We start from the raw sequence: 24,869 nt of genomic DNA on the forward strand, positions 1-24,869 counted from the left end.
AGATTGACGAGGAGTTGTGATGGGGCGGACGAACGCGCGAGCGCGTTGGCGGGCTGCTGCTGCGGCACTTCTGGCGGCGGGGATCGTGGTCGGCCCGGTCGCAGCACCCGCGGTTGCGGGCGGCTCGATTCGCGAAAAGCAGTGGCATCTGGATTCCATGCGGGCACCGGAGATGTGGAAGGTCACCAAGGGGCAGGGGATCACGGTTGCCGTCATTGACGGTGGGTTCAAGCTGGATCACCCCGATCTCGTGGGGCAATTCCTGCCGGGTAAGGACTTCAGTGGTGGGTCCGGCGGAGTCGGGACCTATGCCGATGGCCACGGAACCGAGATGTCCAGCTTGATCGCCGGAACCGGTAAAAGCGTCGGTGGAACAGGAGCTTACGGCCTGGCCCCGGGCGTAAAGATTCTTCCGCTCAAGATCAATAACGGATCCGTCTCGGCGGCACTTCCGTCTGACTTCATTTCTCAGGTCGGCCAGGCGGTAAATTATGCGGTGGACCAGGGCGCCAAGGTCATCAATATCTCGCAGGGTATGGACGCCGCCAGGTTCTCGTCAGGGGATGTGGGAAGCTTGACTCGAATCCTCGAGGGCGCAAGGTCCAAGGGGGTTCTTGTGGTCGCGAGTGTCGGGAACGAGGCGCAGTCGGGAAATCCAGTGTCGTACCCAGGCGGGTTGCCCAACGTTGTCGGTGTCGGAGCCGTCGATCACGGAGCTACGGTGACCGCGGAGTCCGAGAAGGGGCCGCAGGTGGTTCTTGCTGCTCCTGGCATGGATATCGTTGCGGCCTGTACTGCTGATACCGGGTATTGCCAGAGTCACGGGACGTCGGATGCCGCCGCCCTGGTATCGGCCTCCGCCGCGCTGGTTTGGTCGGTGCATCAAGACTGGACCGCGAATCAGGTTTTGCGGGTCCTCATCAATACGGCGGGGAAGCCCCAGGACGGCTCTGTTCGCAACGATCTCATTGGCTATGGCGCCGTGCGCCCGCGTATAGCGCTGACTGATCCGGGCGACCCGGGCCCCGCGAACGTGTCGCCGCTGCCGGCTGATGCGGTTACGCCGTCGGCGGCCCCGGCGCCTACGGTGAGTGCGTCCGCTCCCGCGTCGGCGGCGCCGAGCCCGGCTGACACGCCGACGGATGTTGCTGTCGGTGCGCCGTCGGCGCAGCCGAAGGCGGAGGGGTCGTCGGGTTCGAGCGGCACGGTGCCGATCGTGGCCGGTGTGATTGCCGGCCTGTTGGTGGTGGCCGGGGTGGTGTTCGCGGTGGTGCGGCGCAGGCGGAAGCCGGCCGGGGAGCCCGAGGTGGTCCAGGTGCCGCCGGTGCCGCCGCAGCAGCAGCCGATGGGGGCGGTACCTCCGCCGCCGTCGTACCAGCCGCCGGTGCCGCCGGAGGACAACCCGTACGCGCGATGATTGATCGTCAGCGGACGGCAACGACTGCCCGGCCACTGGGCTTCCCCAGTGGCCGGGCAGGTTTGTTCGGGGCGCGCTTCCCGGTCGACGGAGAGATTGACGAGGAGTTGTGATGGGGCGGACGAACGTGCGAGCGCGTTGGCGGGCTGCTGCTGCGGCACTTCTGGCGGCGGGGATCGTGGTCGGCCCGGTCGCAGCACCCGCGGTTGCGGACGGCTCGATTCGTGCCGATCAGTGGCACCTGGATGCCATGCACGCCCCGGAGATGTGGAAGGTCTCCAAAGGGGAGAACGTCACCGTTGCCGTGATCGACGGCGGCTTCAAGCTGGACCACCCGGATCTGGCCGGGCAGTTCCTGCCCGGTAAGGACTTCAGTGGAAGTCCGGGCGGGGTCGGCTCCTATGCGGAGAGCCATGGCACGCAGATGGCCGGCCTCATCGCTGGAACCGGTAAATCGAATGGCGGCAATGGAGCCTACGGCCTCGCCCCCGGCGCCAGGATTCTTCCGTTGAAGATTGCCAACGGATCCGAGCACGCGGTGGTTTCGGCTGACTTTTTGGACCAGATCGGCCAGGCGGTGACGTATGCGGTCGAGCAGGGTGCCAAGGTCATCAACATCTCGCAGGGAACGGCCGCTGTCACGACTTCCCCGGCCGATGTGGAGAAGTTGAACAAGATCTTGGCGTGGGCTCGCACCAAGGGATCGCTCGTGGTCTCCAGCGTCGGAAACTCCGGGAATCAGGGGAACGTTGTCGAGTACCCGGGAGCCCTGCCCAACGTGGTCGGTGTAGGGGCTTCGGACCGGAACGGCACGGTCACCGCCGAGTCCGAGCGCGGGCCGCAGGTCGTCTTCATCGCCCCTGGTATGGACATGATCGCGGCTTGCTCAAGCGCGACCGGGTACTGCAAGGGCCATGGCACTTCGGATGCGGCCGCCGTGGTTTCCGCATCGGCGGCTTTGGTGTGGTCGTTGCACCCGGACTGGACGGCGAATCAGGTCCTGCAGGTCCTCATCAATACGGCGGGAAAGCCAAATGACGGGTCCAGTCGCAATGACATCGTCGGTTACGGTGCGGTGCGCCCGCGTATCGCGGTGACGGATCCGGGCGACCCGGGCCCCGCGAACGTGTCGCCGCTGCCCGCTGATGCGGTTACGCCGTCGGCGGCCCCGGCGCCTACGGTGAGTGCGTCCGCTCCCGCGTCGGCGGCGCCGAGCCCGGCTGACACGCCGACGGATGTTGCTGTCGGTGCGCCGTCGGCGCAGCCGAAGGCGGTGGAGTCTTCGGGTTCGAGCGGCACGGTGCCGATCGTGGCCGGTGTGGTTGCCGGCCTGTTGGTGGTGGCCGGGGTGGTGTTCGTGGTGGTGCGGCGCAGGCGGAAGCCGGCCGGGGAGCCCGAGGCCGTCCAGGTGCCGTTGCAGCAGCCGATGGGGGCGGTGCCGCCGCCTCCGCCGTCGTACCGGCCGCCGGTGCCGCCGGAGGACAACCCGTATGCGAGGTAGCCGCGTTCGGGGGTCGGACACGTGCGCGAGGGCGTCGGGTTCATCCTGGCGCCCTCGCGCGCGTTCGTGGGGCGTGAGGGTTGGGGGTGTGCGCCGGGGTCACTCGGGTGGAGGCTGGTGGGGGTGGGGTGGGGGTGGCGAGGGTTGGCGGTATGGATGCGGAGGGTGCTTGGCGGGTCGGGCAGGTGCGTCGGGCGGCGGCTGCGGCGCTGATCGGGACGGCGATCGAGTTCTACGACTTCTTCATTTACGGGACGGCGGCCGCGTTGGTGTTCGGGCCGGTGTTCTTTCCCGGGCTGGGCGCGGTGGGGGCGCTGTTGGCGGCGTTCTCGGTGTACGCGGTGGCGTTCCTGGCCCGGCCGGTGGGGGCGGTGGTGTTCGGGCACTTCGGGGACCGGGTGGGGCGGAGGGCGACGCTGGTGGTGTCGCTGCTGCTGATGGGGCTGGCGACGGCCGGGGTGGGGCTGCTGCCGGGGTTCGGGGTGTGGGGGTGGTGGGCGCCGGCGGTGCTGGTGGTGCTGCGGGTGTGTCAGGGCGTCGGGTTGGGTGGAGAGTGGGGCGGGGCGGCGCTGCTGATCGCGGAGAGCGCCCCGGCCGGGCGGCGGGGGCGGTACGGGGGGTTCCTGCAGCTGGGGCCGACGATCGGGTTCGTGCTGGCGAACGGGGTGTTCCTGGCGCTGCAACTCGGCTTGGACGAAGGGGCGTTCCGTGCGTGGGGTTGGCGGGTGCCGTTCCTGGCCTCGTTCGTCATGGTCGCGGTGGGGCTGTTCGTCCGACTGCGGGTCGAGGAGTCGCCGCTGTTCCGGACGGAGGGCCGCCGGGAGCGGCTGCCGGTGCTGGAGGTGCTGCGGGGGCACTGGCGTCCGGTGTTGGCGGGCAGCGGGGCGATCACCGTGGGGTACGCGCTGTTCTACCTGACCACGACGTACGCGCTGGCGTACGCGACCGGCGGGCTCGGGGTGGCGAGCACGCTGGTGCTGTCGATGCTGCTGGTCGGCGCGGCGGGCATGGCGGCGACGGTGTGGCTGAGCGCCTCGCGCAGTGACCGGTGGGGCCGTCGGCGGACGCTGTTCTGGGCGACGGGTCTGGCCGCGGTCTGGGCGCTGGTGCTGTTCCCGCTGCTGGAGACGGTGAGCCGGCCGTTGATGTTCGTCGCGTTGGCGGGGTCGATGGTGGTGCTGGGCGGCGTGTTCGGGCCGTTGGCGGCGTTCCTGCCGGAGCTGTTCCCGACCCGGGTGCGCTACACGGGCGCGGCGCTGACGTACAACCTGGGCGGGGTGGTCGGCGGGGCGACGACGCCGCTGGTGGCCACCCGGTTGACCGGGGTGTACGGAACGGCGCAGCCGGTGGGCTGGTACCTGGCGGTGCTGGGGGTGCTGGCGCTGGGGTGTCTGCGGATGCTGCCGGAGAACACCGGCGCGGAGCTCGGCTCGGCGGACGGCTCGGCGGACGGGCCGGTCGACGGTCCGGTGGACGGCGGACGCCGCCGGGCGCCCCGGTGGGGGGCGGACCCGGCGGCGTAGCGGAGCGGGGGCTCAGCCGGCCAGGGCGGCGCGGCCGGCCAGCACGACGGCGGTGTGCCGGGCGACGCGCTCGCCCAGGTGCTCGGCGGTGGCGATGTCGGCCTTGTGGACGCCCTCCGGGCCGGCGTCGACCGCGGACGAGGCGGCGGCGCCGTTGAAGAAGCCGAGCCGGTTGAGGTCGTTCTCGGAGCCGGCGGTGGAGTTCCAGCCGGGCTTGAGGCCGAGGTTGACCCAGTTCATGCCGTGCTGGGCGGCGAGGGTCTGGAAGAAGCCGAGGGTGCCGGCCTTGTCGCCGCTCTTGGAGCCGGAGTTGGTGAAGCCGGCCGCGACCTTGTCCTTCCAGGCGTCGGTGAACCAGCGCTTGCTGGTGGCCTCGGCGAAGGTGTGGAAGGCGCCGGAGGCGGTGCCCATGTAGGTGGGGGAGCCGAAGACGATCGCGTCGGCGCCGTCCAGCTGGGCCCACTGCTCCTCGGTGATGGTGTCGACGGCGATCGTGACGACCTCGGCACCCGCGGCGGCGGCGCCACGGGCGACGGCCTCGGCGATCACGGCGGTGTGGCCGTAGCCGGAGTGGTAGGCGAGGGCGACGGTCGGACGGACGGCGGTCATGCGGCACTCCAGGGAAGGGGACGGGCGCGGGCGGGCGTGGAGACGGGAAGGGGCGCGACGCGGTGGCAGCGACCCCGACTCGTTCGGTCTCCAATGTAGACCAAGTCTCTATTGGTTACCAAGGGTGGAATGGAGACCGGCCGGGCTACCCTGGACGCATGACGACGGAGCGAGCGGCGCGGGCCCGGAGCGGACGGCCCGCGGAAGCGGGCGGGCAAGGCGCGCAGGACGGGCCCGACGTCCAGGGTGGGCCCGACGCCCGGGATGGGTCCGACGCCCGGGGCGGGCAGGAGTACGACCGGTTCGCGCGGCTGTGCCCCAGTCGCGAGGTGTTCGCCGAGCTGGCCGACAAGTGGTCGATGCTGATCCTGACGAGCCTGCACCTCTCCGGTTCGCAGCGCTTCTCCGAGCTCCAGCGCGGGATCGGCGGGGTCAGCCGCAAGATGCTCACCCAGTCCCTGCGCAATCTGGAGCGCAACGGGCTGGTGCTCCGTACGGTCTTCCCGGAGACGCCGCCGCGGGTGGTCTACGACCTGCTGCCGCTCGGCCGCGAGCTGGCCGAGCTGCTGGAGCCGGTCGGCCGGTGGACGGAGCGTCGCGCCGGGCGGATGCTGGCGGCCCGCGAGGAGTTCGACGCGGCGCACGGCGAGGGCTGAGTCGCCTCCGGCCGCCCGGTGCGGGCGGAGCGGAGGCCGATTTCCCTTCCGGGCCCGGAGCCGTGTAATGTCTTCCTTGTTCGAGCGGCCGGGAGAAACACCGGCAAGCGAGCAAGCCCCTATAGCTCAGTCGGTAGAGCGTCTCCATGGTAAGGAGAAGGTCTGCGGTTCGATTCCGCATGGGGGCTCCACTGAAAGACCCTCGCCTCACGGCGGGGGTCTTTCGCGTTTCCCGGCCGGTTCCGCACGGTCGACACGCCACGGCCTAGCGGGGCGGGTGCGGAATGCGCTGTGATGGTGCGTCATCGGCCGCCGGCCCGAGGGGTGCGGGCGCGAGCCGAACCCCGACCTGGAGGGCGTCATGGGTGTTCGACTCGTGGTGGTGGACGACCACCGGTTGCTGGCGGAGGCGCTGGCCACCGCACTTCAACTGCGCGGTCACCGGGTGCTCGCGGTCGGTTCCCCGGCGGGCGTCGCCGCCGATCTGGTGGTCGGGCGACGGCCGGAGGTGTGCCTGCTGGGGGTGGCCGGGCCGGGGGAGCCGGGCGCCTTCGACGGGCTGCGCCGGATTCGTCGCGAACGCCCCGAGGTGGCCGTGATCGTGCTCGGCCCGGTGGGCGAACTGCGCGGGGTGGCGGCGGCGTTCGCGGCCGGAGCGGCCGGGTACGTGCCCAGCGACGAGCGGATCGAGGTGGTCGAGCGGGCCATCGGGCGGGCGCGCGCGGGCGAGGCCGCGGTCGCGGTGGACATCCTGCGGGGGGCCTTCGACCAGCTGCTGCGCCCGGCGGCGGAGCCGGACGACGAGGCCGTGCGGCTGCTGCGGCTGCTGACCCGCCGTGAGGTGCAGGTGCTGGCCCGGATCGCGGACGGCGAGGACACCGCGGCGATCGCCGCCGGGATGCGGATCGCCGCCAGTACCGCCCGGACCCATGTCCAGCGGGTGCTGATGAAGCTCGGCGCGCGGACCCGGCTGGAGGCGGCCGCGGTCGCGGCGCGCACCGGTCTGCTGGAGCGGATGGCCGGTGGCTGACGGCTCGTGAACCGGTGGCCGACGGCTCGGTGAGAAGGCTGGAATCAGTCGTCCGTGTGGTGCGGAGCACCCCGGGGGGATTGGGAGAATGACCCCAGTCGTACGCATTCCGTCGATGGCTTCCGCCCGACGGGCGGACCGTCGTTCGCTGGAGGTCGCAACATGAGTAAGTACCTGGTCACGGGTGGCGCCGGCTACGTCGGCAGCGTGGTCGCCGCCCACCTGCTGGAGGCGGGGCACCAGGTGACCGTCCTGGACGACCTCTCCACCGGTTTCCGCGAGGGCGTCCCGGACGGTGCCGAATTCGTCGAGGGCCGGATCCAGGAGGCCGGCAAGGTGCTGGACGGCTCCTTCGACGGCGTGCTGCACTTCGCCGCGTCCTCGCAGGTCGGCGAGTCGGTCGCGGACCCGGAGAAGTACTGGCGCAACAACGTGGTCGGCTCGCTGGAGCTGATCAGTTCGATGCGCGCGGCGGGTGTGCGCAAGCTGGTGTTCTCGTCCACCGCCGCCACCTACGGCGAGCCGGAGGTCGTGCCGATCGCCGAGACCGCCCGCACCGCGCCGACCAACACCTACGGCGCCACCAAGCTCGCCGTGGACCACCTGATCACCAGTGAGGCCGTCGCGCACGGTCTGGCCGCCGTCTCGCTGCGCTACTTCAACGTGGCCGGCGCGTACCGTGCGTACGGTGAGCGGCACGACCCCGAGTCGCACCTGATCCCGCTGGTCTTCCAGGCCGCGCTGGGGCAGCGCCCGCACATCGCGGTGTACGGCGACGACTACCCGACCCCGGACGGCACCTGCATCCGCGACTACATCCACGTCGCCGACCTGGCCGAGGCGCACCTGCTGGCGCTGGACACGGCCGAGCCGGGCGAGCACCTGATCTGCAACCTGGGCAACGGCAGCGGCTTCTCGGTGCGCGAGGTGATCGAGTCGGTGAAGCGCGTCACCGGCCGGGAGATCCCGGTGCGGGTCGAGGGCCGGCGGGCCGGCGACCCGGCGGTGCTGGTGGCCTCGGCCGCCCGCGCCCACGAGACGCTCGGCTGGACCCCGCGCCGCCCGAACCTGGACGAGATCGTCGCCGACGCCTGGAAGTTCACCCTGGCGAAGAACGGCCACTGAGCGACAGAAGAACGGCCACTGGGCGACAAGCGCCGGGGAGGGGCCGGTCGGGGAGATCCCGGCCCGACCGCCGGTGCGGCGCCGCACTCGGAAGACGTCCGGGCGCGGCGCCCCGCGGGGGCGGTCGGATGCTCCAAGTCCGGCTGCCCGCGCACCTTCTGACGAAACTTCACCGAATCGCCACGAGCGCGTTTCCCGCCCCGTACGCTGAGTGCGGTACCGGTGGGGGCCGGCGCCCATTCGGTCTCACCGGCCACCGGTGGGCGGGCGGAACGGCGGCTCCGGAGCGCGGATGCCGGGCCGGTCCCGCCCCGGGCTCGGGCGGTCTGAGCAGGGGGAGGGACGATGGCGCGGATTCGCGTCCTGGTGGTCGACGACCACCGGATCTTCGCCGAGGCACTGGCCGCGGCGCTGGCCGCCGAGCCGGACGTGGAGGTGGGGGCGGCCGGCAGTGCCGCCGCCGCCGAGCGGGCCTTGGAGCGTGCGGCCGGCGAGGGCCGCGCCTACGACGTGGCACTGATCGACGCCGACCTCGGAGTCGAGGCGGGTGGCACGGGCGGCACGGCCGGAGTGCCCGGTACGGCCGGGTTACCCGGCGGGCCCGGGGCGGTCGGGCAGCCCGGCGGACCGGGGGCACCCGGAGTCGGCGGAGCACTCGCCCGTCGGCGGCCGGGCGCGGAGCACGGCGACGAGGCCCGGCGCGGCCGCGCCGCCCCGCCCGTACCGCAGCCGCGCCGGCCGGCCGTACCGCCGGGGGCGCCCGTCGCGCTGTCGAGCGGGCCGCTGCCCGGCGCCCGTCCGGTGGCGGACCCGCTGCGGGGCGACCAGCTGAGACCCGCGGCCCCGATGCCCGACGGCATCACCCTGCTGGCCCGGCTCCGCCGTGCCCACCCCGGGCTGCGCGCCGTCGTGCTGGCCGCCGCCGACGACCCGCACCGCGCCGCCCGCGCCCTGCACGCGGGCGCCACCGGCTGGGTGGCCAAGGAGAGTTCGCTGGCCCGGCTGCTCGCGGTGGTCCGGGGCGTGCTGCGGGACGAGACGCACCTGCCGCCCGCGCTGCTCACCGGGGTGATCCGCGAGCTCACCACCGCCCGGCGGGACCGCACCGAGAGCGAGCGGCTGGTGGACACCCTGACCCCGCGGGAGAAGCAGATCCTGCGCTGCATGGTCGCGGGCCTCGGCCGGCAGGCCGTGGCGGAGCGGCTCTACCTGTCGCCGCACACCGTCCGGACGCACATGCAGAACGTGCTGGGCAAGCTCGGGGTGCACTCGACGCTGGCGGCCGTCGCGGTCGCCCGCCGGGCCGGGGTCAGTCCCGCCGAGCCGGCCGCGCCCCCGCCGCCCTCGGTGGTGGGCAGCGTCGAACGGCCCTGAGCCGGGAGCCGCGGCGGCAGGGGAGCCCGGGAGCCGCCGTCAGCCCGGGATGTTGTCGAACGGGGCGACCAGCACCCGCAGCAGCGCGGCGAGTTCGGTCTGCTGGCCGGAGCTGAGCTGGGCGAGCAGTTCGCGTTCGTGCGCGAGCAGCCCGGCGAGCGCCTGGTCGGCGCGGTCGCGGCCGTCGTCGGTGAGCCGGACCAGCACGCCGCGCCGGTCGTCCGGGTCGGGCAGGCGCTTGACCAGGCCCTTGCCGGTGAGCCGGTCGATCCGGTTGGTCATGGTGCCCGAGGTGACCAGGGTCTGGGTGAGCAGCTGGCCGGGGGAGAGCTGGTACGGGGAGCCGGCCCGCCGCAGGGCGGTCAGGACGTCGAACTCCCAGGGCTCCAGGCCGTGCTCGGCGAAGGCGGCGCGGCGGGCGCGGTCCAGGTGCCGGGCGAGCCGGCTGACCCGGCTGAGCACCTCCAGCGGCTCCACGTCGAGGTCGGGGCGCTCCCGGCGCCACGCTGCGACCAGCCTGTCGACCTCGTCCTCCATGACGATCAGTGTATCGGTGGATGTGTCGATGTGAAGTCTCTTGACATCGAGAAATGTGCCAGCGAGGCTACCCGAGATATCTTGATATCGAGATACCTGCGAGGTGAACCATGACCGATCCCGTCTGGGACCCGGCGCAGTACCTGCGCTTCGCCGACGAACGCACCCGCCCGCTGCGCGACCTGCTCGCCCGCGTCCCCGCCCTCCCGCACCCCGGTGCCGAGGCGATCCTGGACATCGGCTGCGGCCCGGGCAACTCAACCGCCGTCCTGCGCGAGCGCTGGCCGCGCGCCCGCCTCACCGGCGTCGACAACTCCGCCCCGATGCTGGCCGCCGCCCGCACCGACGGCGAGCCCAGTGCCGAGTACCTGCTCGCCGACGCCCGCGACTACGACCCGGCCCCGGCCCGGCCGGACCTGATCGTCTCCAACGCCACCCTCCAGTGGGTGGACGGGCACCTGGCGCTGCTGCCGCGCTGGGCGGCCGCCCTCGAACCCGGCGGGGTGCTCGCCTTCCAGGTGCCCGGCAACTTCGACGCCCCCAGCCACACCCTGCTCGCCGACCTGCGCCGCAGCGCCCGCTGGCGGGACGCGCTCGGCGAGGAGGCCGTCCGGGCCGGCGTCCACCGGCCCGAGCGCTACCTCGACGCCCTGGTCGCCGCCGGCTGCCTCCCGGACGTCTGGGAGACCACCTACCTGACCCTGCTGCCGGGGGCGGACCCGGTCCTGGAGTGGGTCAAGGGCACCGCGCTGCGCCCGGTCCTCACCCGGCTCACCGACCCGGCCGACCGCGCCGCCTTCCTCGCCGAGTACGGGCGGCTGCTGCGCGAGGCCTATCCGGCCGGGGCGCACGGGACGGTGTTCCCGTTCCGGCGGATCTTCGCGGTGGGGACCAGGCGGCCGGACTGAGCCGGATGGGCCGGGCGGGCCGAGCCGGACGCCGGGCCGGACGCCGGGCCGCTTGGGCCGAACGGGGTGGCCCGCGACGGCCCCGGCCGGTCAGGCCTTGCGTTCGCCGACCAGCTTCGGGTGCCGCTCCAGGCCCTCCAGCCCGTGCCAGGCGAGGTTCACCAGGTGCGCCGCCACCGTCGCCTTGTCCGGCTTGCGGACCTCCAGCCACCACTGCCCGGTCAGCGCGACCATCCCGACCAGCATCTGCGAGTACATCGGGGCCAGCCGGGCGTCGAAGCCGCGGGACTTGAACTCCAGGCCCAGGATGTCCTCGACCTGGGTGGCGATGTCGCTGATCAGCGAGGCGAAGGTGCCGGTCGACTGGGCCACCGGGGAGTCCCGGACCAGGATCCGGAAGCCGTCCGTCGAGGTGTCGATGTAGTCCATCAGCGCGAAGGCGGCCTGCTCCAGCAGCTCGCGCGAGTGCCCGCCGGTCAGGGCCCCGGTCACCATGTCCAGCAGCAGCTGCATCTCGCGGTCGACGACCACCGCGTAGAGCCCCTCCTTGCCGCCGAAGTGCTCGTACACCACGGGCTTCGACACCCCGGCGCGCTCGGCGATCTCCTCCACCGAGGTGCCGTCGTAGCCGCGCTCCGCGAAGACCGTCCGGCCGATCTCCAGCAGTTGCTCGCGCCGCTGCTTGCCGGTCATCCGGACCCGGCCGCCCCGGCGGCGCGGGGCCGGGGCGGAGTCGCCCTCGCCGGGGCCGGCCGCCGGTGCAGCGGGCCGCGGACGGGTCGGCGCCGAGGCGGGCGCCGCGTCCGTCCGCGTGCTGTGGTGACCGCCTGTGCTGTCTGCGCTGCTCCCGTTCACCCCTACATCATGCTGGAAGCAACGCCTCATGCGGCGCGGCGGGCGGCGATCCGCTGCGCGTCCGGCCAGCGGACGTCCCGCACCCAGCCGGCCAGCTCGAACCAGCGGATCAGCCGGGCCGAGGAGTCGATCTGCCCGCGCAGCACCCCGTGCCGGGCCGAGGTCGGGTCGGCGTGGTGCAGGTTGTGCCAGGACTCGCCGCAGGAGAGCAGGGCGAGCCACCAGACGTTGCCGGAGCGGTCCCGGGAGCGGAACGGGCGCCGGCCGACGGCGTGGCAGATCGAGTTGATCGACCAGGTGACGTGGTGCAGCAGTGCCACCCGGACCAGCGAACCCCAGAAGAAGGCGGACAGCGCCCCCTCCCAGGACAGGCTCACCAGGCCGCCGACCAGCGCGGGCAGCAGCAGCGAGATGGTGGTCCAGAGCCAGAACAGCCGGGAGATCCGCCTCATGGCCGGGTCGCGCACCAGGTCGGGGGCGTACTTGAGCTGCGAGGTCTGCTCCTCGTCGAACATCCAGCCCATGTGGGCCCACCACAGGCCCTTCAGCAGCGCCGGGACGCTCTCCCCGTAGCGCCACGGCGAGTGGGGGTCGCCGTCCTTGTCGCTGAACCGGTGGTGCTTGCGGTGGTCGGCCACCCAGCGCACCAGCGGGCCCTCGACGGCGAGGCTGCCGGCGATCGCCAGCGCCAGGCGCATCGGGCGGCGGGCCTTGAAAGCGCCGTGGGTGAAGTAGCGGTGGTAGCCGATGGTGATGCCGTGGCAGGTGAGGTAGTACATGCCGGCGGTGATCGCGAGGTCCGTCCAGCCCAGCCCCCAGCCCCAGGCCACCGGGACGGCGGCCACCAGGGCGGCGAACGGCACCAGGATGAACAGGGAGAGCGCGATCCGCTCGGCCAGGCCCTGCTTCTCCCCGCCGCGGGTGGCGGACAGCCGGGTGGCCGCGGTGCCGGTCCCGGCGGTCTCGACGCTGTCGGCGGACTCGATGACGTCGGTCGGGTCGGTGTCCGGCGACGGAGTGCGGGACGCGGCGTTCTCCGCGCGCGCCTCGCCTGCCTGAATGGTCATGGGCGTCCCTTCGCGGCGTTCCGGAACGGGAGAGAAGCGGAGCTACGTTGGCGTAACCTACGGCATCGTAGGTTGCGCTCCGCGTCCAGCGGAACACTCCGCCGCGCGGCGCTTGAGTGAATTCACCCGACTGGATGGATGAACCGCGCCTCCGGCGGGTTCGGCCGCCGGAGGCCGAATCGAGGCCGTGGATCGGTGCAGTTCGATACCCACGGCAGGGCCCTCTCGGGTAGGGTCTGACACGACTGTCCGCCGTGGTGTAATGGCAGCACAGGGCCCTTTGGAGGCCTTTGTCTGGGTTCGAATCCTAGCGGCGGAGCCTCTGCGCGCTTCGGGTTCGGGCGTTTTCCCCCGCGCCGGTATTGTCGGTGCTGCTCGGCGGACTGTGCGAATGGCGACCGGCCTGGGTCCGGGCCGGGCCTGCTCTGCCCTCTCTGTGAACCTACCGAGGAGCCTCCCCGCATGGGTGCCAATTCGCTTGCCGCCGTTGTCGTGCTCGCCGCCGGTGGCGGGACCCGGATGAAGTCGAACAAGCTGCCCAAGGTGCTGCACGAGGTGTGCGGGCGCTCGCTGGTGGGTCACGCCGTCTCGGCGGCCCGCGAACTGACCCCGGGCCAGCTGGTCGTGGTGGTCGGGCACCAGCGCGAGCAGGTCGTGGCGCACCTGACGGAGCACTACCCGGCCACCCGCACCGCGGTGCAGGAGGAGCAGAACGGCACCGGGCACGCCGTGCGCACGGCGCTGGAGTCGCTGTCCGCCGACGGCGTGGCGCTGGACGGCACGGTGATCATCACCGCCGGCGACTCGCCGCTGCTGACCGGGGAGACCCTGCGCCGGCTGGCCGACGCGCACGCCGCCCAGCAGAACGGCGTCACCGTGCTGACCGCCGTCGTCCCGGAGCCCTTCGGCTACGGCCGCATCCTGCGGGACGAGGACGGCGCCGTCGCCGCGATCGTCGAGGAGCGGGACGCCAGCGCCATCCAGCGCGCGATCACCGAGATCAACTCCGGCGTCTTCGCCTTCGACGCCAAGCTGCTCTCCACGGCGCTGGGCGAGCTCACCACGGACAACTCGCAGGGCGAGGAGTACCTGACCGACACCCTGGAGATCCTGCGTAAGGCGGGCCACCGGGTCGGCGCCGTGGTGGCCGAGGACCACCGGGACATCCTGGGCATCAACGACCGGGTCCAGCTGGCGCACGCCCGCCGGCTGCTGAACGACCGCCTGCTGGAGCGGGCGATGCGCGAGGGCGTCACCGTGGTGGACCCGGCGACCACCTGGTTCGACGTGCAGGTCACGTACGAGCCGGACGCCGTGGTGCTGCCGAACACCCAGCTCCAGGGCGCCACGCACCTGGGCGAGGGCTGCGAGGTGGGCCCGAACTCCACCCTCAAGGACACCCTGGTCGGCGCCGGCGCCCGGGTGAGCAACACCACGGCCGACCGCGCCGAGGTGGGCGAGCTGGCCACCGCCGGTCCGTACGCCTACCTGCGTCCGGGCGCCAAGCTGGCCCGCAAGGCGAAGGTCGGCACCTACGTCGAGGTGAAGAACTCCGAGCTGGGCGAGGGCGCCAAGGTGCCGCACCTCTCCTACATCGGCGATGCCACGATCGGCGAGGGCACCAACGTCGGCGCGGCCTCGGTCACCGTGAACTACGACGGCGTGAACAAGCACCGCACGGTCATCGGCGCGCACTGCCGGACCGGTTCGGACAACATGTTCATCGCCCCGGTCACCATCGGTGACGGCGCCTACACCGCGGCCGGCTCCGTGATCACCGGCGACGTCCCGGCCGGGGCGCTCGGTGTGAGCCGGGCCACCCAGCGCAACATCGACGGCTGGGTCGAGCGCAAGCGCCCCGGGACGGCATCCGCGCAGGCCGCGCAGGCGGCGGCGGACGGGGCCGAGCAGGCCTGAGCGGGCGGCGCCCCGGGACAGCCGGTAGTCCCGGGGCGGACGGTTTCTGCGCGGGCGCGTAACCTTGGGGACATACGTGCGCCACTGGGCTTACCGCCCGTGTCCAGGCGTACCGACATTTCCCCTACCCGTGCCGCGAGCGGGCCCTGCCTGCCCGCCGCCGGGTCGAGGGTTCAGCGTCCGCAACGCGAGGAGACGGTGCAGTGAGCGGGATCACGACGTCGGGTGAGAAGAAGCTGAAGCTCTTCTCCGGCCGTGCCCACCCGGAGCTGGCGAAGGAGGTGGCCGCGGCGCTCGGGACCGAACTGGTCCCCACCAAGGCCCTGGACTTCGCCAACGGCGAGATCTACGTCCGCTTCCTGGACTCCGCGCGTGGCGCGGACTGCTTCGTGATGCAGAGCCACACGGCTCCCATCAACCAGTGGATCATGGAGCAGCTGATCATGATCGATGCTCTGAAGCGGGCTTCCGCCAAGAGCATCACCGCGATCCTGCCGTTCTACGGCTACGCCCGCCAGGACAAGAAGCACCTCGGGCGCGAGCCCATCTCGGCCCGTCTGATCGCCGACCTGCTGCGCCAGGCCGGTGCCGACCGCCTGATGGCCGTGGACCTGCACACCGCGCAGATCCAGGGCTTCTTCGACGGCCCGGTGGACCACCTGTTCGCGCTGCCGCTGCTGGCCGACTACATCGGCGAGAAGGTCGACCGCTCCAAGCTGACCGTCGTCTCGCCGGACGCCGGCCGCGTGAAGGTCGCCGACCAGTGGTGCGACCGGCTGGACGCCCCGCTGGCGATCATCCACAAGCGCCGCGACATCACCCAGGCCAACACCATCCTGTCGGCCGACGTCGTCGGTGACGTCAAGGACCGGGTCTGCGTGCTCGTCGACGACATGATCGACACCGCCGGCACCATCTGCGCCGCGGCTGACGCGCTGTTCGACAACGGCGCCGCGGACGTCGTGGTGGCGGCCACCCACGGTGTGCTCTCCGGCCCGGCCGCGGACCGGCTGAAGAACTCGCGGGTGAGCGAGTTCGTGTTCACCAACACGCTGCCCACCCCGGCCTCGCTCCAGCTGGACAAGATCACCACGCTGTCCATCGCCCCGTCGATCGCCGCCGCGATCCGCGAGGTCTTCGAGGAGGGCTCGGTGACCAGCCTCTTCGAGGGCGTGCACTGACGAAGTCCCGTGCGGGCGGCTCCGGTCCTGACGGGCCGGGGCCGCCCGCCGATTTCACGGGAGGCCGCCGGTGCGGTTAGACTCGTGAAACTGCTCGGCGAGGGATGCCGTGTGCCCGCTCGCCGGGTGCCCGCTCCGTGATCGACGCGCTGCCGGTGCCGGACTCCCGTCCGCCCGGCAGGCCGTTGCCGCCGAGTGACCCCCGAACGTACTGAGGGTGTGGTCCCGGCGGTTTTTCGCGTTGCCTGCACCCCCGCGCCAGTTTCCACGAGGAGTGCAGTCGTGTCCGAGATCCGTATCGCCGCTGAGACCCGTTCCGAGTTCGGCAAGGGTGCCGCCCGTCGTGCCCGTCGCGCCGGCTTCGTCCCCGGTGTCGTCTACGGCCACGGCCACGCCCCGGTTCACCTGAACCTGCCCGGCCACGACCTGATGATGGCCCTGAAGACCCCGAACGCCCTGCTGGTCGTCCCGATCGACGGCAAGGACGAGTACGTGCTGCCGAAGGCCGTCCAGCGCGAGGCCATCAAGCGCACCATCGAGCACGTCGACCTGCTGCTGGTCAAGCGCGGCGAGAAGGTCACCGTCGAGATCCCGGTCCACGTCGAGGGCGAGCTGGCCCCGGGCGGCAACCTGGTGGAGCACGTCCTGCAGGCCCTGCCGATCGAGGCCGAGGCCACCCACCTGCCCGAGTCGGTCACCGTCTCCGTCGAGGGCCTGGAGGCCGGCGCCTCCATCCACGCCAAGGACATCGTCCTGCCGGCCAACGTCTCGCTGGCCGTCGAGGCCGACGCCGTCGTGCTGCAGGTCATCGCCGCCCAGGCCGCCCCGGTCGAGGAGGAGGCCGCCGAGGCCGAGGGCGCCGAGGCCTGAGCCTCGCGTCACTAGCTGAGACCGCTGCCCCGGTCGCTCCCGCTGGAGCGGCCGGGGCAGCGGTGTGTCCGGGATGATGGCAGGGCCTAGCGCGAAGGAGGAAGAAGGCATGGCGGACGAGTACGAGGGCCCCTGGCTGGTGGTGGGGCTGGGCAACCCCGGGGAGCAGTACGCCCGGAACCGGCACAACATCGGCTTCATGGTGGTGGACCTGCTGGCGCAGCGGATGGGCGCCAAGTTCAAGGCGCACAAGAGCCGGGCGCAGGTGGCCGAGGGGCGGCTGGCGGGCAAGCGGGTGGTGCTGGCCAAGCCGATGTCCTTCATGAACCTCTCCGGCGGGCCCGTGACGGCGCTGCGCGACTTCTACAAGGCGCCGGCCTCGGCGCTGATCGCGGTCCACGACGAGCTGGACATCGACTACGCGGCGCTGCGGCTGAAGCTGGGCGGCGGGGACAACGGCCACAACGGCCTGAAGTCGATCACCAAGTCGCTGGGCCCGGACTACTACCGGGTGCGGTGCGGGATCGGCCGCCCGCCGGGCCGGATGGAGGTCGCGGACTTCGTGCTGAAGGACTTCTCCTCGACCGAGCGCAAGGAGCTGGAGTGGTTCGTGGACCGCTCGGCGGACGCGGTGGAGGCGCTGCTGTCCGAGGGGCTGGAGCGGGCCCAGGGCACGTACAACTCCTGACCCGGACTGACGTGACGTCAGAACGCCTGCGCGTACGCAACGGTCGTACAACGCTTGCCCGTCCAAACCTGAATCCGTGTGAGAACCCTGTGCGGGATCGGATAGCGTCGGTCCGGTACGCGAACGAGTCCTGGGGAGTTCTCGATGCGGGGATTGCGTCCGGTCCGCCGGGTGCGGCGGAGCCGGGTGGTCGAGCCGAAGCGGCTCGGGCGGCGGGTCGGTGCGGCCGGTGCGCTGGGGGTGGCCGGGGTGCTGCTGTCGGGCGGCGCGCTGGCGCACGCGGATTCGGCCGTCGAGTCGGACCCGGCGGTCTCCCAGGAGCCGGCGGCGGCGCAGTTCGGCCCGGTGCTCGGCGATTCGATGGGCCCCGACGCGGGGCTGCTGGCGGTCGGCGGCGGCCTGGTGGTGGCGGCCGGCGGCGCGGCGCTGTGGCTGAAGCGCAGGCGCGCGGGCGAGGGCGCGGAGTAGGGCCCCAGCCGGCGTCCCACACGGCCCCCGCACGCGCCTCGCGACCCCACGCGGCGCCTCGCGGAGCCGGAAGCCCGCGCGGAGCGGGAACCTCACGGCCGAGGGCCGGTGTCCGGACGGGACACCGGCCCTCGGCCGTTCGCGGTCCGGCCGTCAGCCGGTGTTGCGCAGGCCGGCGGCGATGCCGTTGACGGTCAGCAGCAACGCGCGGGCGCGCAGCGGGTCGTCCTGGCGCCCGGCCGAGAGCTCCTCGCGCTGGCGGCGCAGCAGCGCGACCTGGAGGTAGGAGATCGGGTCGAGGTAGGCGTCGCGGACGGCGAAGGTCTGCTTCAACACCGGGTTGTGCTCCAGCAGTTCGCTCTCGCCGGTGAGCCGGAGCACCTCGCGCAGGGTGAGCGCGTGCTCGGCCTTGATCTGGTCGAAGACGTGGTGCAGCTCGCCGGGCACCAGCTGCTCGACGTAGTGGCGGGCGATCCGCAGGTCGGTCTTGGCCAGCGTCATGGCGACGTTGGACAGGAAGTTGCGGAAGAAGTGCCACTCGCCGTACATCTCGGTCAGCACGTCGCCGAGGCCGGCCGCGCGGGCGGCGGCGAGGCCGGAGCCGACGCCGTACCAGCCGGGGACGATCTGCCGGGACTGGGTCCAGCCGAACACCCACGGGATGGCCCGCAGGCCGTCCAGGCCGGCGCCGGAGTCGGGGCGGCGGGACGGGCGGGAGCCCAGGTGCAGCGAGGCGAGCTGGTCGACCGGGGTGGAGGCGAAGAAGTACTTCGGCAGGTCCTCCTGCTCGACCAGGGCGCGGTAGGCGGTGTGGGCGGCGTCCGAGACCCGGTCCATCGCGGCGTCCCAGCGGGCCAGTTCCTCGGGGGCCTGGCGCGGGGCGGTGTGCAGCGCGGAGGCCGCGAGGGTGGCGGAGAGGGTCAGCTCCAGGTTCTCCCGGGCCAGCGAGGGGAGCAGGTACTTGTCCGAGATGACCTCGCCCTGCTCGGTGACCTTGATCTCGCCCTCCAGGGTGCCCCAGGGCTGGGCCAGGATGGCCTCGTGCGAGGGGCCGCCGCCGCGGCCGACGGTGCCGCCGCGGCCGTGGAACAGGCGCAGCCGGATGCCGTAGCGGTGGGCGACGTCGCGCAGCCGGCGCTGGGCGCGGTGGATCTCCCACTGGGAGGTGGTGATGCCGCCGAACTTGGAGGAGTCGGAGTAGCCGAGCATGACCTCCTGGACGTCGCCGCGCAGCGAGACGAGCAGGCGGTAGGACGGGTCGGAGAGCATCTCGTCGAGGATGCGGTCGGCCTGCTGGAGCTCGTCGGTGGTCTCCAGCAGCGGCACGATGCCGATCTTGGCGAGGCCGGCGTGCAGGTCGATCAGGCCGGCCTCGCGGGCCAGCACGGTGGCGGCGAAGACGTCGTCGGCGCCCTGGCACATGGAGATGATGTAGCTCTCGACGATCTCGTCGCCGAAGCGGTCGAAGCCCTCGCGGATGGTGTTGAACACGCCGAGGGTCTTGGTGCCGGCCTCGTCCAGCGGGGCCGGGGTGGGGGCGAGCGGGCGGCGCGAGCGGAGTTCCTTGGCGAGCAGCTTCTGCCGGTACTCGCGGGGCATGTCGGCGTAGCGCCAGGCCTCCTCGCCGAGCCGGTCGAAGAGCTGGCCGAGGGCGTGGTGGTGGGCCTCGGCGTGCTCGCGCACGTCCATGGTGGCGAGCTGGAGGCCGAAGGCCTCGACGGTGCGGATGGCGCGGGCGAGGCGGCCGTCGGCGATCAGTTCGCCGCGGTGGGAGCGCAGCGAGTCCTGGATCAGCCGCAGGTCGGCGATCAGCTCGCGGGTGCCGAGGTAGTCGCGGCCCGGGACGTGCGGGGTGCCGCCGGCCAGCCGCTCGCGGGTGTTCTCCAGCTTGAGCCGGATGCAGGTGGCCTTGAGGCGGTACGGCTCCTCGGCGTTCATCCGCTTGTAGCGCGGGCTGAGTTCGGGGAGCAGGTGCAGGTCGGTGTTGAGCGAGGCGAGCAGCTCGACCGAGGCGCCGGCCAGCCGCTCGGAGGTGGAGAGGGTGTTGCGCAGGTCGTCGATCGCGGCGAGCGCGTCCTTGATGCCGTACTCGTGCTGGAGGTTGAGGACGTCCCAGGTGACCTTCGGGGTGACGTTGGGGTTGCCGTCGCGGTCACCGCCGATCCAGGTGCCGAAGGTGAGCGGCCGTACGCCCTCGGGCAGGCCCAGGCCGACCCGGGCGAGCTCCTCGTGCAGTTCCTCCAGGACCTCGGGGACGGCCTCGCGGTAGAGCTCGTCCAGGTAGTAGACGGCGTTGCGGGCCTCGTCGGTGGGCTCGGGGCGGGCGATGCGCAGTTCGTCGGTCTGCCAGAGCAGGTCGATGACCTCGGCCAGGCGGCGGTCGGCGGAGCGCTTGGCGCTGCTGGTGCGGGCCTGATCGGCGGCGGCCAGGCCGGAGGTGACCTCGTCGCGGTGGATGCGGTCGAGGAGTTCGCCGATCCGGCGCAGCTTGTTGAGGACGCTGCGGCGGGCGGCCTCGGTGGGGTGGGCGGTGAAGACCGGGCGGACCGCGAGGTGGGCCAGGGTGTCCTGGAGGTGCTTGGGGTCGGCCTCGGCGAGCTGGTCGGCGGTCTGGGCGAGCAGCGAGCCCTGCCGGGCGCGGCGGGTGGCGAACTCGCGGCCGCGGTGCACCTGCTCGGTGACGTTGGCGAGGTGGAAGTAGGTGGAGAACGCCCGGACCAGCTTGGCGGCGGTGTCCAGGTCGATGTCGGAGAGGAGCTCGGCGGTGGCCTCGCCGTCGGTGCGGCTCAGCAGGCGGACCTGTTCGACCAGGCCCAGCAGCTGGGGGCCCTCCTGACGGACCAGCGTCTCGCCGAGCAGGTCGCCGAGGCGGCGGATGTCCGCGCGCAGAGCGGCGTTGTCGGCGCTGACGGGCGTGGGGTTGTCCGCCGGGGCGGGGACCGGAGCGGTCACGGCTGGCTCCCTGTGGTGGTGGGGGTTCGGCAACGGCTCATCGTCACAGTCCACACGCGTGTGGCCGGCGTGACGCGTGCGGACCGCGCTGTCCGACGCGACCCAGCATAGGTGTCGGGGCGGATGCTGTCCGCGAGGTGGCCGGATGGCGGACAGCGCTGCCGAAAACCACCTGTGGTCTGGACCACTTGACGGGTTGGTGGAGTGTGACGGGCAATCCCGGTGGGGAGGGGAGGAGGTTGCCGCTTACTCTGTGGGGATGAGCAAGTCGCCTGGGGAGCGCGTGCCGGTCCGGTCGTTCTGGTGGTGGAAGCGGCCGCGCAGCGCTTTCCTGGACATCGGGCTGGCGATGCTCGCCGCGGTGGAGTGCGCGGTCAGCACGATCGCCTTCCTCTCCGCCCGGATCCACGTCAGCACCGCGGGAGCGGTCGGGATAGCCGTGCTCGGCACGCTGGCCGGCGGCTCGCTGGTGGTGCGCCGGCGCTGGCCGGCCGTCCCGGTGCTGGTGACGCTGCTGGTGATGCCCGGGATGCTGGGCGTGGTGCTGCTGGTGGTGGCGCTGTACACGCTCGCCTCGACCTGGGAGTGGCCCTCGCGCCGCCGCCGGGTGGTGGCGCTGTCCGCGCTGGCCTTCGCCGAGGCGGCCGCCGTGATGGCGGTGTCGCTGATGACGCCCGGCGACGCGCCGGTGGATCCGCCGCCGCTGTGGGGCCAGATCCTGCTGTCGCTGCTGGTGTCGGTCGGGCTGACCGTCGCCCCGGTGGTGACCGGACTGTACGTCGGCGCGCGGCGGCGGCTGATCGAGTCGCTCAAGGACCGCGCGCACGGCCTGGAGACCGAGCTGGACCTGCTCGCCGAACAGGCGCAGGAACGCGCCCGCCGGGCCCGCCTGGAGGAGCGCACCCGGATCGCCCGGGAGATGCACGACGTGGTGGCGCACCGGGTGTCGCTGATGGTGGTGCACTCCGGGGCGCTGGAGCGGATCGTCGTCAAGGACCCGGAGAGGGCCGCGCAGAGCGCCAAGCTGATGGGCGAGGTCGGCCGGCAGGCGCTGAACGAGCTGCGGGAGATCCTCGGGGTGCTGCGGATGGACGACGAGCGGCAGCCGGAGCCGGACTCGCTGGCCGGACTGCCGCGGCTGGTCGACCAGTCCAGGGCGGCCGGGATGGCGGTGACGCTGACGGTCAGCGGCAGCCGGCAGGAGTTCACCGGCGAGGCCGAGCAGACCGCCTACCGGGTCGTCCAGGAGGGCCTGACCAACGCCCACAAGCACGCGGGCGGCGCCCAGGTGTCGGTGCTGCTCTCGTACGCGCCGAACGGGGTGCGGGTGGCCGTGGTGAACGCCTGCCCGGGCGGGGAGCGGGGCGCGGCGAAGCTGCCGAGCGGGGGCAACGGGCTGGTCGGGATGCGGGAACGGGTGATCGCGCTGGGCGGCACCTTCTCCTCCGGGCCGGAGGCGGACGGCGGGTTCCGGATCGAGGCGGTGCTGCCGTCCCGGTTGGCGGTGCGGGCCGAGCGGCTGCGCTGAGCGGCTGTGCTGAGCCGGCGGGCCGGGCGGGCCTCGGTACTCGTCCGGGTCCCTCAGTACGCGTCGGCGGTGCGCAGCAGCTCCGGGGCGGTGCCCAGGACCAGCGTGGAGATCGCCTGGTCGATGCCCTGGCCGAGGAACCACTCGCCGGTGTGGTCCAGGCTGTAGACCCGGCCCTCCTCGTCGACGGCCAGCAGCGCCTGCCCGTACGCCTCCTCGCCGAGCGGGGCCAGCTGCGTCCCCAGCGCCCGGCCGAGGTCGAGCAGGGTGCGCGGCTGGTGCAGACCGCACAGCGGGTCGATCAGGAACGGGGTGCGGGCCAGCTGGCGGCCCGGGCCGGACAGGTCGAAGGCGAGGCCGCCGAACTCGGCCCAGGCCTCCACCGCCGCCGGGAAGACCGCGTGCCGTACGCCGGCGGGCGCGCCGTGCCCGACCAGGGTGTCGGCCCACTCCTCGGCCTGCCGGATCTGCCAGCGGCCGGGGTGCCAGCCGGCCGCCTTGAGCTCGGCGGCGACGTCGGCGGGGAAGCGGGGCCGGGTCCGCGTGCCGGCGGGGGAGAGGGTGGCCGGTGCGGGCGGGATGGGCGGGTTCAGGGCGGGCTCCAGGGCTGGGGGACGGGGACGTGCCGGCCGCTCGGCCGGTCAGTGCGCGGGCGGGCCGACGGCGACGCTGCGCACGGTGAAGTGCTCCAGCATCGGGGCGCAGGAGCGGCACGGCGGCGCGTGGCTGCCGTGCGCCGGGTCGCCCTCCTCACGGATGCGCACGGTCGTCATCCGGGAGCCCTTGAGCGCCTTGCGGGCCTCGTGCAGGGTCATCGGCTTGCGGGCGGCGCGCTTGGAGCGCCTGCCGTCGACGGCGGTCAGGTACTGGGAGAGCAGGACGGCCTCCGGGCAGCGGCCGGTGAACCGCTCGCGGGCCTCGGCGGGCAGGGTGTCCAGGAACTCGGCGACCAGGTGGTGCAGCACCGGGCGGCGCGGGTCCTTGTCGCCCGCCAGGGTGTGCACCTCGCCGCCCTTGAGCGACAGCGCGGCGGCGACGGCGGGCAGCAGGCTGTCGCGGTGGTGGCGCAGCACGGGCGGGCCCGCCGGCTCACCGGTGGTCATCCGTCTTCCTCCTCGTCATCCCGACGTCGGCCGCGGTGGCCGGGCCGGTCCGGGGCAAGCCTGTCAAACGACACCGACAACCGCACATCCGGGGTGCGGCGCAGGCCGGTGCCGCGACGGCCCGGCCGCCGCCGTACCCGATGCTGTCGAATGCTCACCGGTCCGTCACGACTTGTCCGTCGATGTGCCGAAACGGCCCCGGGCCAGGCTCGCGGCCGGTACCGTTCCGGCCGCGAGCCGGAGGGGACGCGGCCGACCGCCCGGGGGCAGGTGCCGCAGGCGGGCCGACTCCGGTGCCCGCGCCGGACGTTGGGGCCGCCGGGAACGGGGCCGGGGCGCGCCGCCCGGCGCCGGTCCACCGGCAGCCCGCGTTCCGTCACCTCGGCCACCGCGAGGGGACGTTCCCGGTCGCCGGGCGGGCGGTGGTGACGGCGGTGGGTCCGGGAGGTGCGCCGAGTCCGTCGTCCGCCTGGCAGCCGGGGGGTTGAGGGCAGGCCCTAGGCTGGTGCCCAGCAGGCACCGTATTTTGCAGCAGCCAGTGGGGGCTCCCAGATGACGACAGGTCGGCCCGGCGTCGCCGCCGCACCGAACGCGGCGTACGCAGGTCAGGTGGTGCAGTTCCCGGACCCGGTCCGCGCGGAGCGGCACCCCGCCGGGGTCAGGGTGGACGAGTACGGCTTCCCGGACTTCGGCCCGTACGCCGCCGCGGCGGCCGAGGTGGCCGACCCGCCGGAGGGCTTCGGCGTGGACGAACTGCGGCTGACCGACTACGTCTCGGCCAACGCCGCGCTCTACACCCAGGGCCACCCGCTGTGGGCCGACCTCCCGACCGCCGTCGCCACCCCGCCCGGCTGGACCTGGCACCACGCGGTCGGCCGCGCCGCCCCCGGCTGGCGGCGGATGGAGCTCGTCCCGGTCGAGGTCAAGGCGCTGCTGCGGCACCACGGCGGCCTGGCCACGTCCGGCGCCGACCACACCCGCCGCGGCACCCGCCCGCTGCAGGAGCGCCGGCCGGTGCACTTCTCGCTGGCCAGGGACGGCGGGGACCCGATCGGAGTCCCCGAGGACCTGGTGCAGCGCGCCGAGGAGCGCCTCGGCTACCGGCTGCCCGACGCCTACCGAACCTTCCTCAAGCTGGGCGGCGGCCGCGCCCCGGTCGGCGTGGGGCTGGACACCGAGCTCGGACTGCTGCTCGACCAGCCGTTCCTGACGCTCACCGAGGAGTACGGCACCCAGGACGTCGTGTACGCCAACAAGTGCCTGCGCGACCACCTCACCAAGGACTACCTGGGCATCGCCTACGCGCAGGGGGGCCTGGTCGCGCTCAAGGTGCGCGGCGAGCGGGCCGGCTCGGTCTGGTTCCACCTGTACGACGACGCCCGCGACACCGGCGCCCCGGAGGCCCCGGAGGACCGCTGCGCCCGGCTGCTGCTGCCCTGCGGCGAGGACTTCGACGCCTTCCTGCTGCGGCTGGCGGGCAGCCCGCCGGAGCTGGAGACGGTCGCGGCGCTGATGGTGGACGGCGGGTTCGCCCGCGCCGTCCCGATGGGCTGAGGCGCG

22 protein-coding genes and 2 tRNA genes are annotated in these 24,869 nt (G+C 72.9%); 17 read left to right on the top strand and 7 right to left on the bottom strand.

From position 1 onward, the window contains the following. The first annotated feature begins 19 nt into the window (after positions 1 to 19). The 3 genes from ACWDBB_RS17430 to ACWDBB_RS17440 all read left to right on the top strand — a co-directional run bounded on the left by ACWDBB_RS17430 (position 20) and on the right by ACWDBB_RS17440 (position 4,441). On the top strand, positions 20 to 1,417 hold the full coding sequence (locus ACWDBB_RS17430) for a S8 family serine peptidase (protein ID WP_449790410.1): 1,398 nt from the start codon (positions 20 to 22) through the stop codon (positions 1,415 to 1,417). Between the two features lie 112 nt (positions 1,418 to 1,529). Beyond that, entirely contained in the window at positions 1,530 to 2,918 is a 1,389-nt protein-coding gene (locus ACWDBB_RS17435) for a S8 family serine peptidase (RefSeq protein WP_449790411.1), read from the top strand. Between the two features lie 152 nt (positions 2,919 to 3,070). Next, complete coding sequence (locus ACWDBB_RS17440; RefSeq protein ID WP_449790412.1) at positions 3,071 to 4,441, top strand: MFS transporter; 1,371 nt, start codon at positions 3,071 to 3,073, stop codon at positions 4,439 to 4,441. 12 nt (positions 4,442 to 4,453) lie between these two features. Here the strand turns inward: ACWDBB_RS17440 and ACWDBB_RS17445 are convergent, their stop codons facing one another. Continuing rightward, entirely contained in the window at positions 4,454 to 5,050 is a 597-nt protein-coding gene (locus ACWDBB_RS17445; RefSeq protein ID WP_449790413.1) for a flavodoxin family protein, read from the bottom strand. A 158-nt stretch (positions 5,051 to 5,208) separates the two neighbouring features. Here ACWDBB_RS17445 and ACWDBB_RS17450 point away from each other — a divergent pair, with 158 nt between their 5' ends. The 5 genes from ACWDBB_RS17450 (at position 5,209) to ACWDBB_RS17470 (ending at position 9,235) form a co-directional block, all read left to right on the top strand. Next, positions 5,209 to 5,706 (top strand): winged helix-turn-helix transcriptional regulator, encoded by a 498-nt coding sequence (locus tag ACWDBB_RS17450; protein ID WP_449790414.1) that lies wholly within the window; start codon positions 5,209 to 5,211, stop codon positions 5,704 to 5,706. Positions 5,707 to 5,821: 115 nt separating this feature from the next. Beyond that, positions 5,822 to 5,897 (top strand) — tRNA-Thr (locus ACWDBB_RS17455). A gap of 170 nt (positions 5,898 to 6,067) precedes the next feature. Beyond that, positions 6,068 to 6,736 carry a LuxR C-terminal-related transcriptional regulator gene (locus ACWDBB_RS17460; RefSeq protein ID WP_449790415.1) on the top strand — a complete coding sequence of 223 codons (669 nt, stop codon included), beginning with the start codon at positions 6,068 to 6,070 and terminating at the stop codon, positions 6,734 to 6,736. A 162-nt stretch (positions 6,737 to 6,898) separates the two neighbouring features. Further along, positions 6,899 to 7,861: a UDP-glucose 4-epimerase GalE gene (gene galE / locus ACWDBB_RS17465; RefSeq protein ID WP_449790416.1), complete on the top strand. Its 963-nt coding sequence runs from the start codon at positions 6,899 to 6,901 to the stop codon at positions 7,859 to 7,861. A 345-nt stretch (positions 7,862 to 8,206) separates the two neighbouring features. Beyond that, positions 8,207 to 9,235: a LuxR C-terminal-related transcriptional regulator gene (locus ACWDBB_RS17470; protein WP_449790417.1), complete on the top strand. Its 1,029-nt coding sequence runs from the start codon at positions 8,207 to 8,209 to the stop codon at positions 9,233 to 9,235. A 39-nt stretch (positions 9,236 to 9,274) separates the two neighbouring features. On the opposite strand, the gene ACWDBB_RS17475 is transcribed toward ACWDBB_RS17470, so the two are convergent. Then, positions 9,275 to 9,772 (bottom strand): MarR family winged helix-turn-helix transcriptional regulator, encoded by a 498-nt coding sequence (locus tag ACWDBB_RS17475; RefSeq protein ID WP_392873969.1) that lies wholly within the window; start codon positions 9,770 to 9,772, stop codon positions 9,275 to 9,277. 110 nt (positions 9,773 to 9,882) lie between these two features. Here ACWDBB_RS17475 and ACWDBB_RS17480 point away from each other — a divergent pair, with 110 nt between their 5' ends. Then, positions 9,883 to 10,680 carry a methyltransferase domain-containing protein gene (locus tag ACWDBB_RS17480; protein WP_449790418.1) on the top strand — a complete coding sequence of 266 codons (798 nt, stop codon included), beginning with the start codon at positions 9,883 to 9,885 and terminating at the stop codon, positions 10,678 to 10,680. A gap of 90 nt (positions 10,681 to 10,770) precedes the next feature. Here the strand turns inward: ACWDBB_RS17480 and ACWDBB_RS17485 are convergent, their stop codons facing one another. Continuing rightward, positions 10,771 to 11,373, bottom strand: coding sequence for a TetR/AcrR family transcriptional regulator (locus ACWDBB_RS17485; RefSeq protein ID WP_449790441.1), 603 nt, complete (start codon positions 11,371 to 11,373; stop codon positions 10,771 to 10,773). 188 nt (positions 11,374 to 11,561) lie between these two features. Continuing rightward, a complete protein-coding gene (locus tag ACWDBB_RS17490) occupies positions 11,562 to 12,602 on the bottom strand; it encodes an acyl-CoA desaturase (protein ID WP_449790419.1) in 1,041 nt (346 codons plus the stop codon). A 248-nt stretch (positions 12,603 to 12,850) separates the two neighbouring features. Here ACWDBB_RS17490 and ACWDBB_RS17495 point away from each other — a divergent pair. The 6 genes from ACWDBB_RS17495 (at position 12,851) to ACWDBB_RS17520 (ending at position 17,726) form a co-directional block, all read left to right on the top strand. Then, positions 12,851 to 12,921, top strand: a tRNA-Gln gene (locus ACWDBB_RS17495). 143 nt (positions 12,922 to 13,064) lie between these two features. After that, positions 13,065 to 14,519 carry a bifunctional UDP-N-acetylglucosamine diphosphorylase/glucosamine-1-phosphate N-acetyltransferase GlmU gene (glmU, locus tag ACWDBB_RS17500; RefSeq protein WP_449790420.1) on the top strand — a complete coding sequence of 485 codons (1,455 nt, stop codon included), beginning with the start codon at positions 13,065 to 13,067 and terminating at the stop codon, positions 14,517 to 14,519. A 203-nt stretch (positions 14,520 to 14,722) separates the two neighbouring features. After that, positions 14,723 to 15,700, top strand: coding sequence for a ribose-phosphate diphosphokinase (locus ACWDBB_RS17505; protein WP_392914597.1), 978 nt, complete (start codon positions 14,723 to 14,725; stop codon positions 15,698 to 15,700). A gap of 282 nt (positions 15,701 to 15,982) precedes the next feature. After that, positions 15,983 to 16,570, top strand: coding sequence for a 50S ribosomal protein L25/general stress protein Ctc (locus ACWDBB_RS17510; protein WP_449790421.1), 588 nt, complete (start codon positions 15,983 to 15,985; stop codon positions 16,568 to 16,570). A 109-nt stretch (positions 16,571 to 16,679) separates the two neighbouring features. Next, complete coding sequence (pth, locus tag ACWDBB_RS17515; RefSeq protein WP_449790422.1) at positions 16,680 to 17,258, top strand: aminoacyl-tRNA hydrolase; 579 nt, start codon at positions 16,680 to 16,682, stop codon at positions 17,256 to 17,258. A gap of 144 nt (positions 17,259 to 17,402) precedes the next feature. Then, the gene (locus ACWDBB_RS17520) at positions 17,403 to 17,726 is read left to right on the top strand and encodes a hypothetical protein (RefSeq protein WP_449790423.1); all 324 of its coding nucleotides are present in this window, start codon (positions 17,403 to 17,405) and stop codon (positions 17,724 to 17,726) included. 153 nt (positions 17,727 to 17,879) lie between these two features. Here the strand turns inward: ACWDBB_RS17520 and ppc are convergent, their stop codons facing one another. Beyond that, positions 17,880 to 20,678: a phosphoenolpyruvate carboxylase gene (ppc, locus tag ACWDBB_RS17525; protein WP_449790424.1), complete on the bottom strand. Its 2,799-nt coding sequence runs from the start codon at positions 20,676 to 20,678 to the stop codon at positions 17,880 to 17,882. Positions 20,679 to 20,937: 259 nt separating this feature from the next. On the opposite strand from ppc, the gene ACWDBB_RS17530 reads away from it, so the two are divergent. Then, positions 20,938 to 22,206, top strand: a complete 1,269-nt coding sequence (locus ACWDBB_RS17530; RefSeq protein ID WP_449790425.1) for a sensor histidine kinase — start codon at positions 20,938 to 20,940, stop codon at positions 22,204 to 22,206. 53 nt (positions 22,207 to 22,259) lie between these two features. On the opposite strand, the gene ACWDBB_RS17535 is transcribed toward ACWDBB_RS17530, so the two are convergent. Continuing rightward, positions 22,260 to 22,787, bottom strand: a complete 528-nt coding sequence (locus ACWDBB_RS17535) for an SUKH-3 domain-containing protein (protein ID WP_449790442.1) — start codon at positions 22,785 to 22,787, stop codon at positions 22,260 to 22,262. 60 nt (positions 22,788 to 22,847) lie between these two features. Continuing rightward, positions 22,848 to 23,309, bottom strand: a complete 462-nt coding sequence (locus ACWDBB_RS17540; protein WP_449790426.1) for a YwqJ-related putative deaminase — start codon at positions 23,307 to 23,309, stop codon at positions 22,848 to 22,850. Between the two features lie 552 nt (positions 23,310 to 23,861). On the opposite strand from ACWDBB_RS17540, the gene ACWDBB_RS17545 reads away from it, so the two are divergent. Beyond that, positions 23,862 to 24,863: an SMI1/KNR4 family protein gene (locus ACWDBB_RS17545; RefSeq protein WP_449790427.1), complete on the top strand. Its 1,002-nt coding sequence runs from the start codon at positions 23,862 to 23,864 to the stop codon at positions 24,861 to 24,863. Positions 24,864 to 24,869: the final 6 nt, after the last annotated feature.

The sequence above is a fragment of the Kitasatospora sp. NPDC001095 genome (assembly GCF_053598615.1).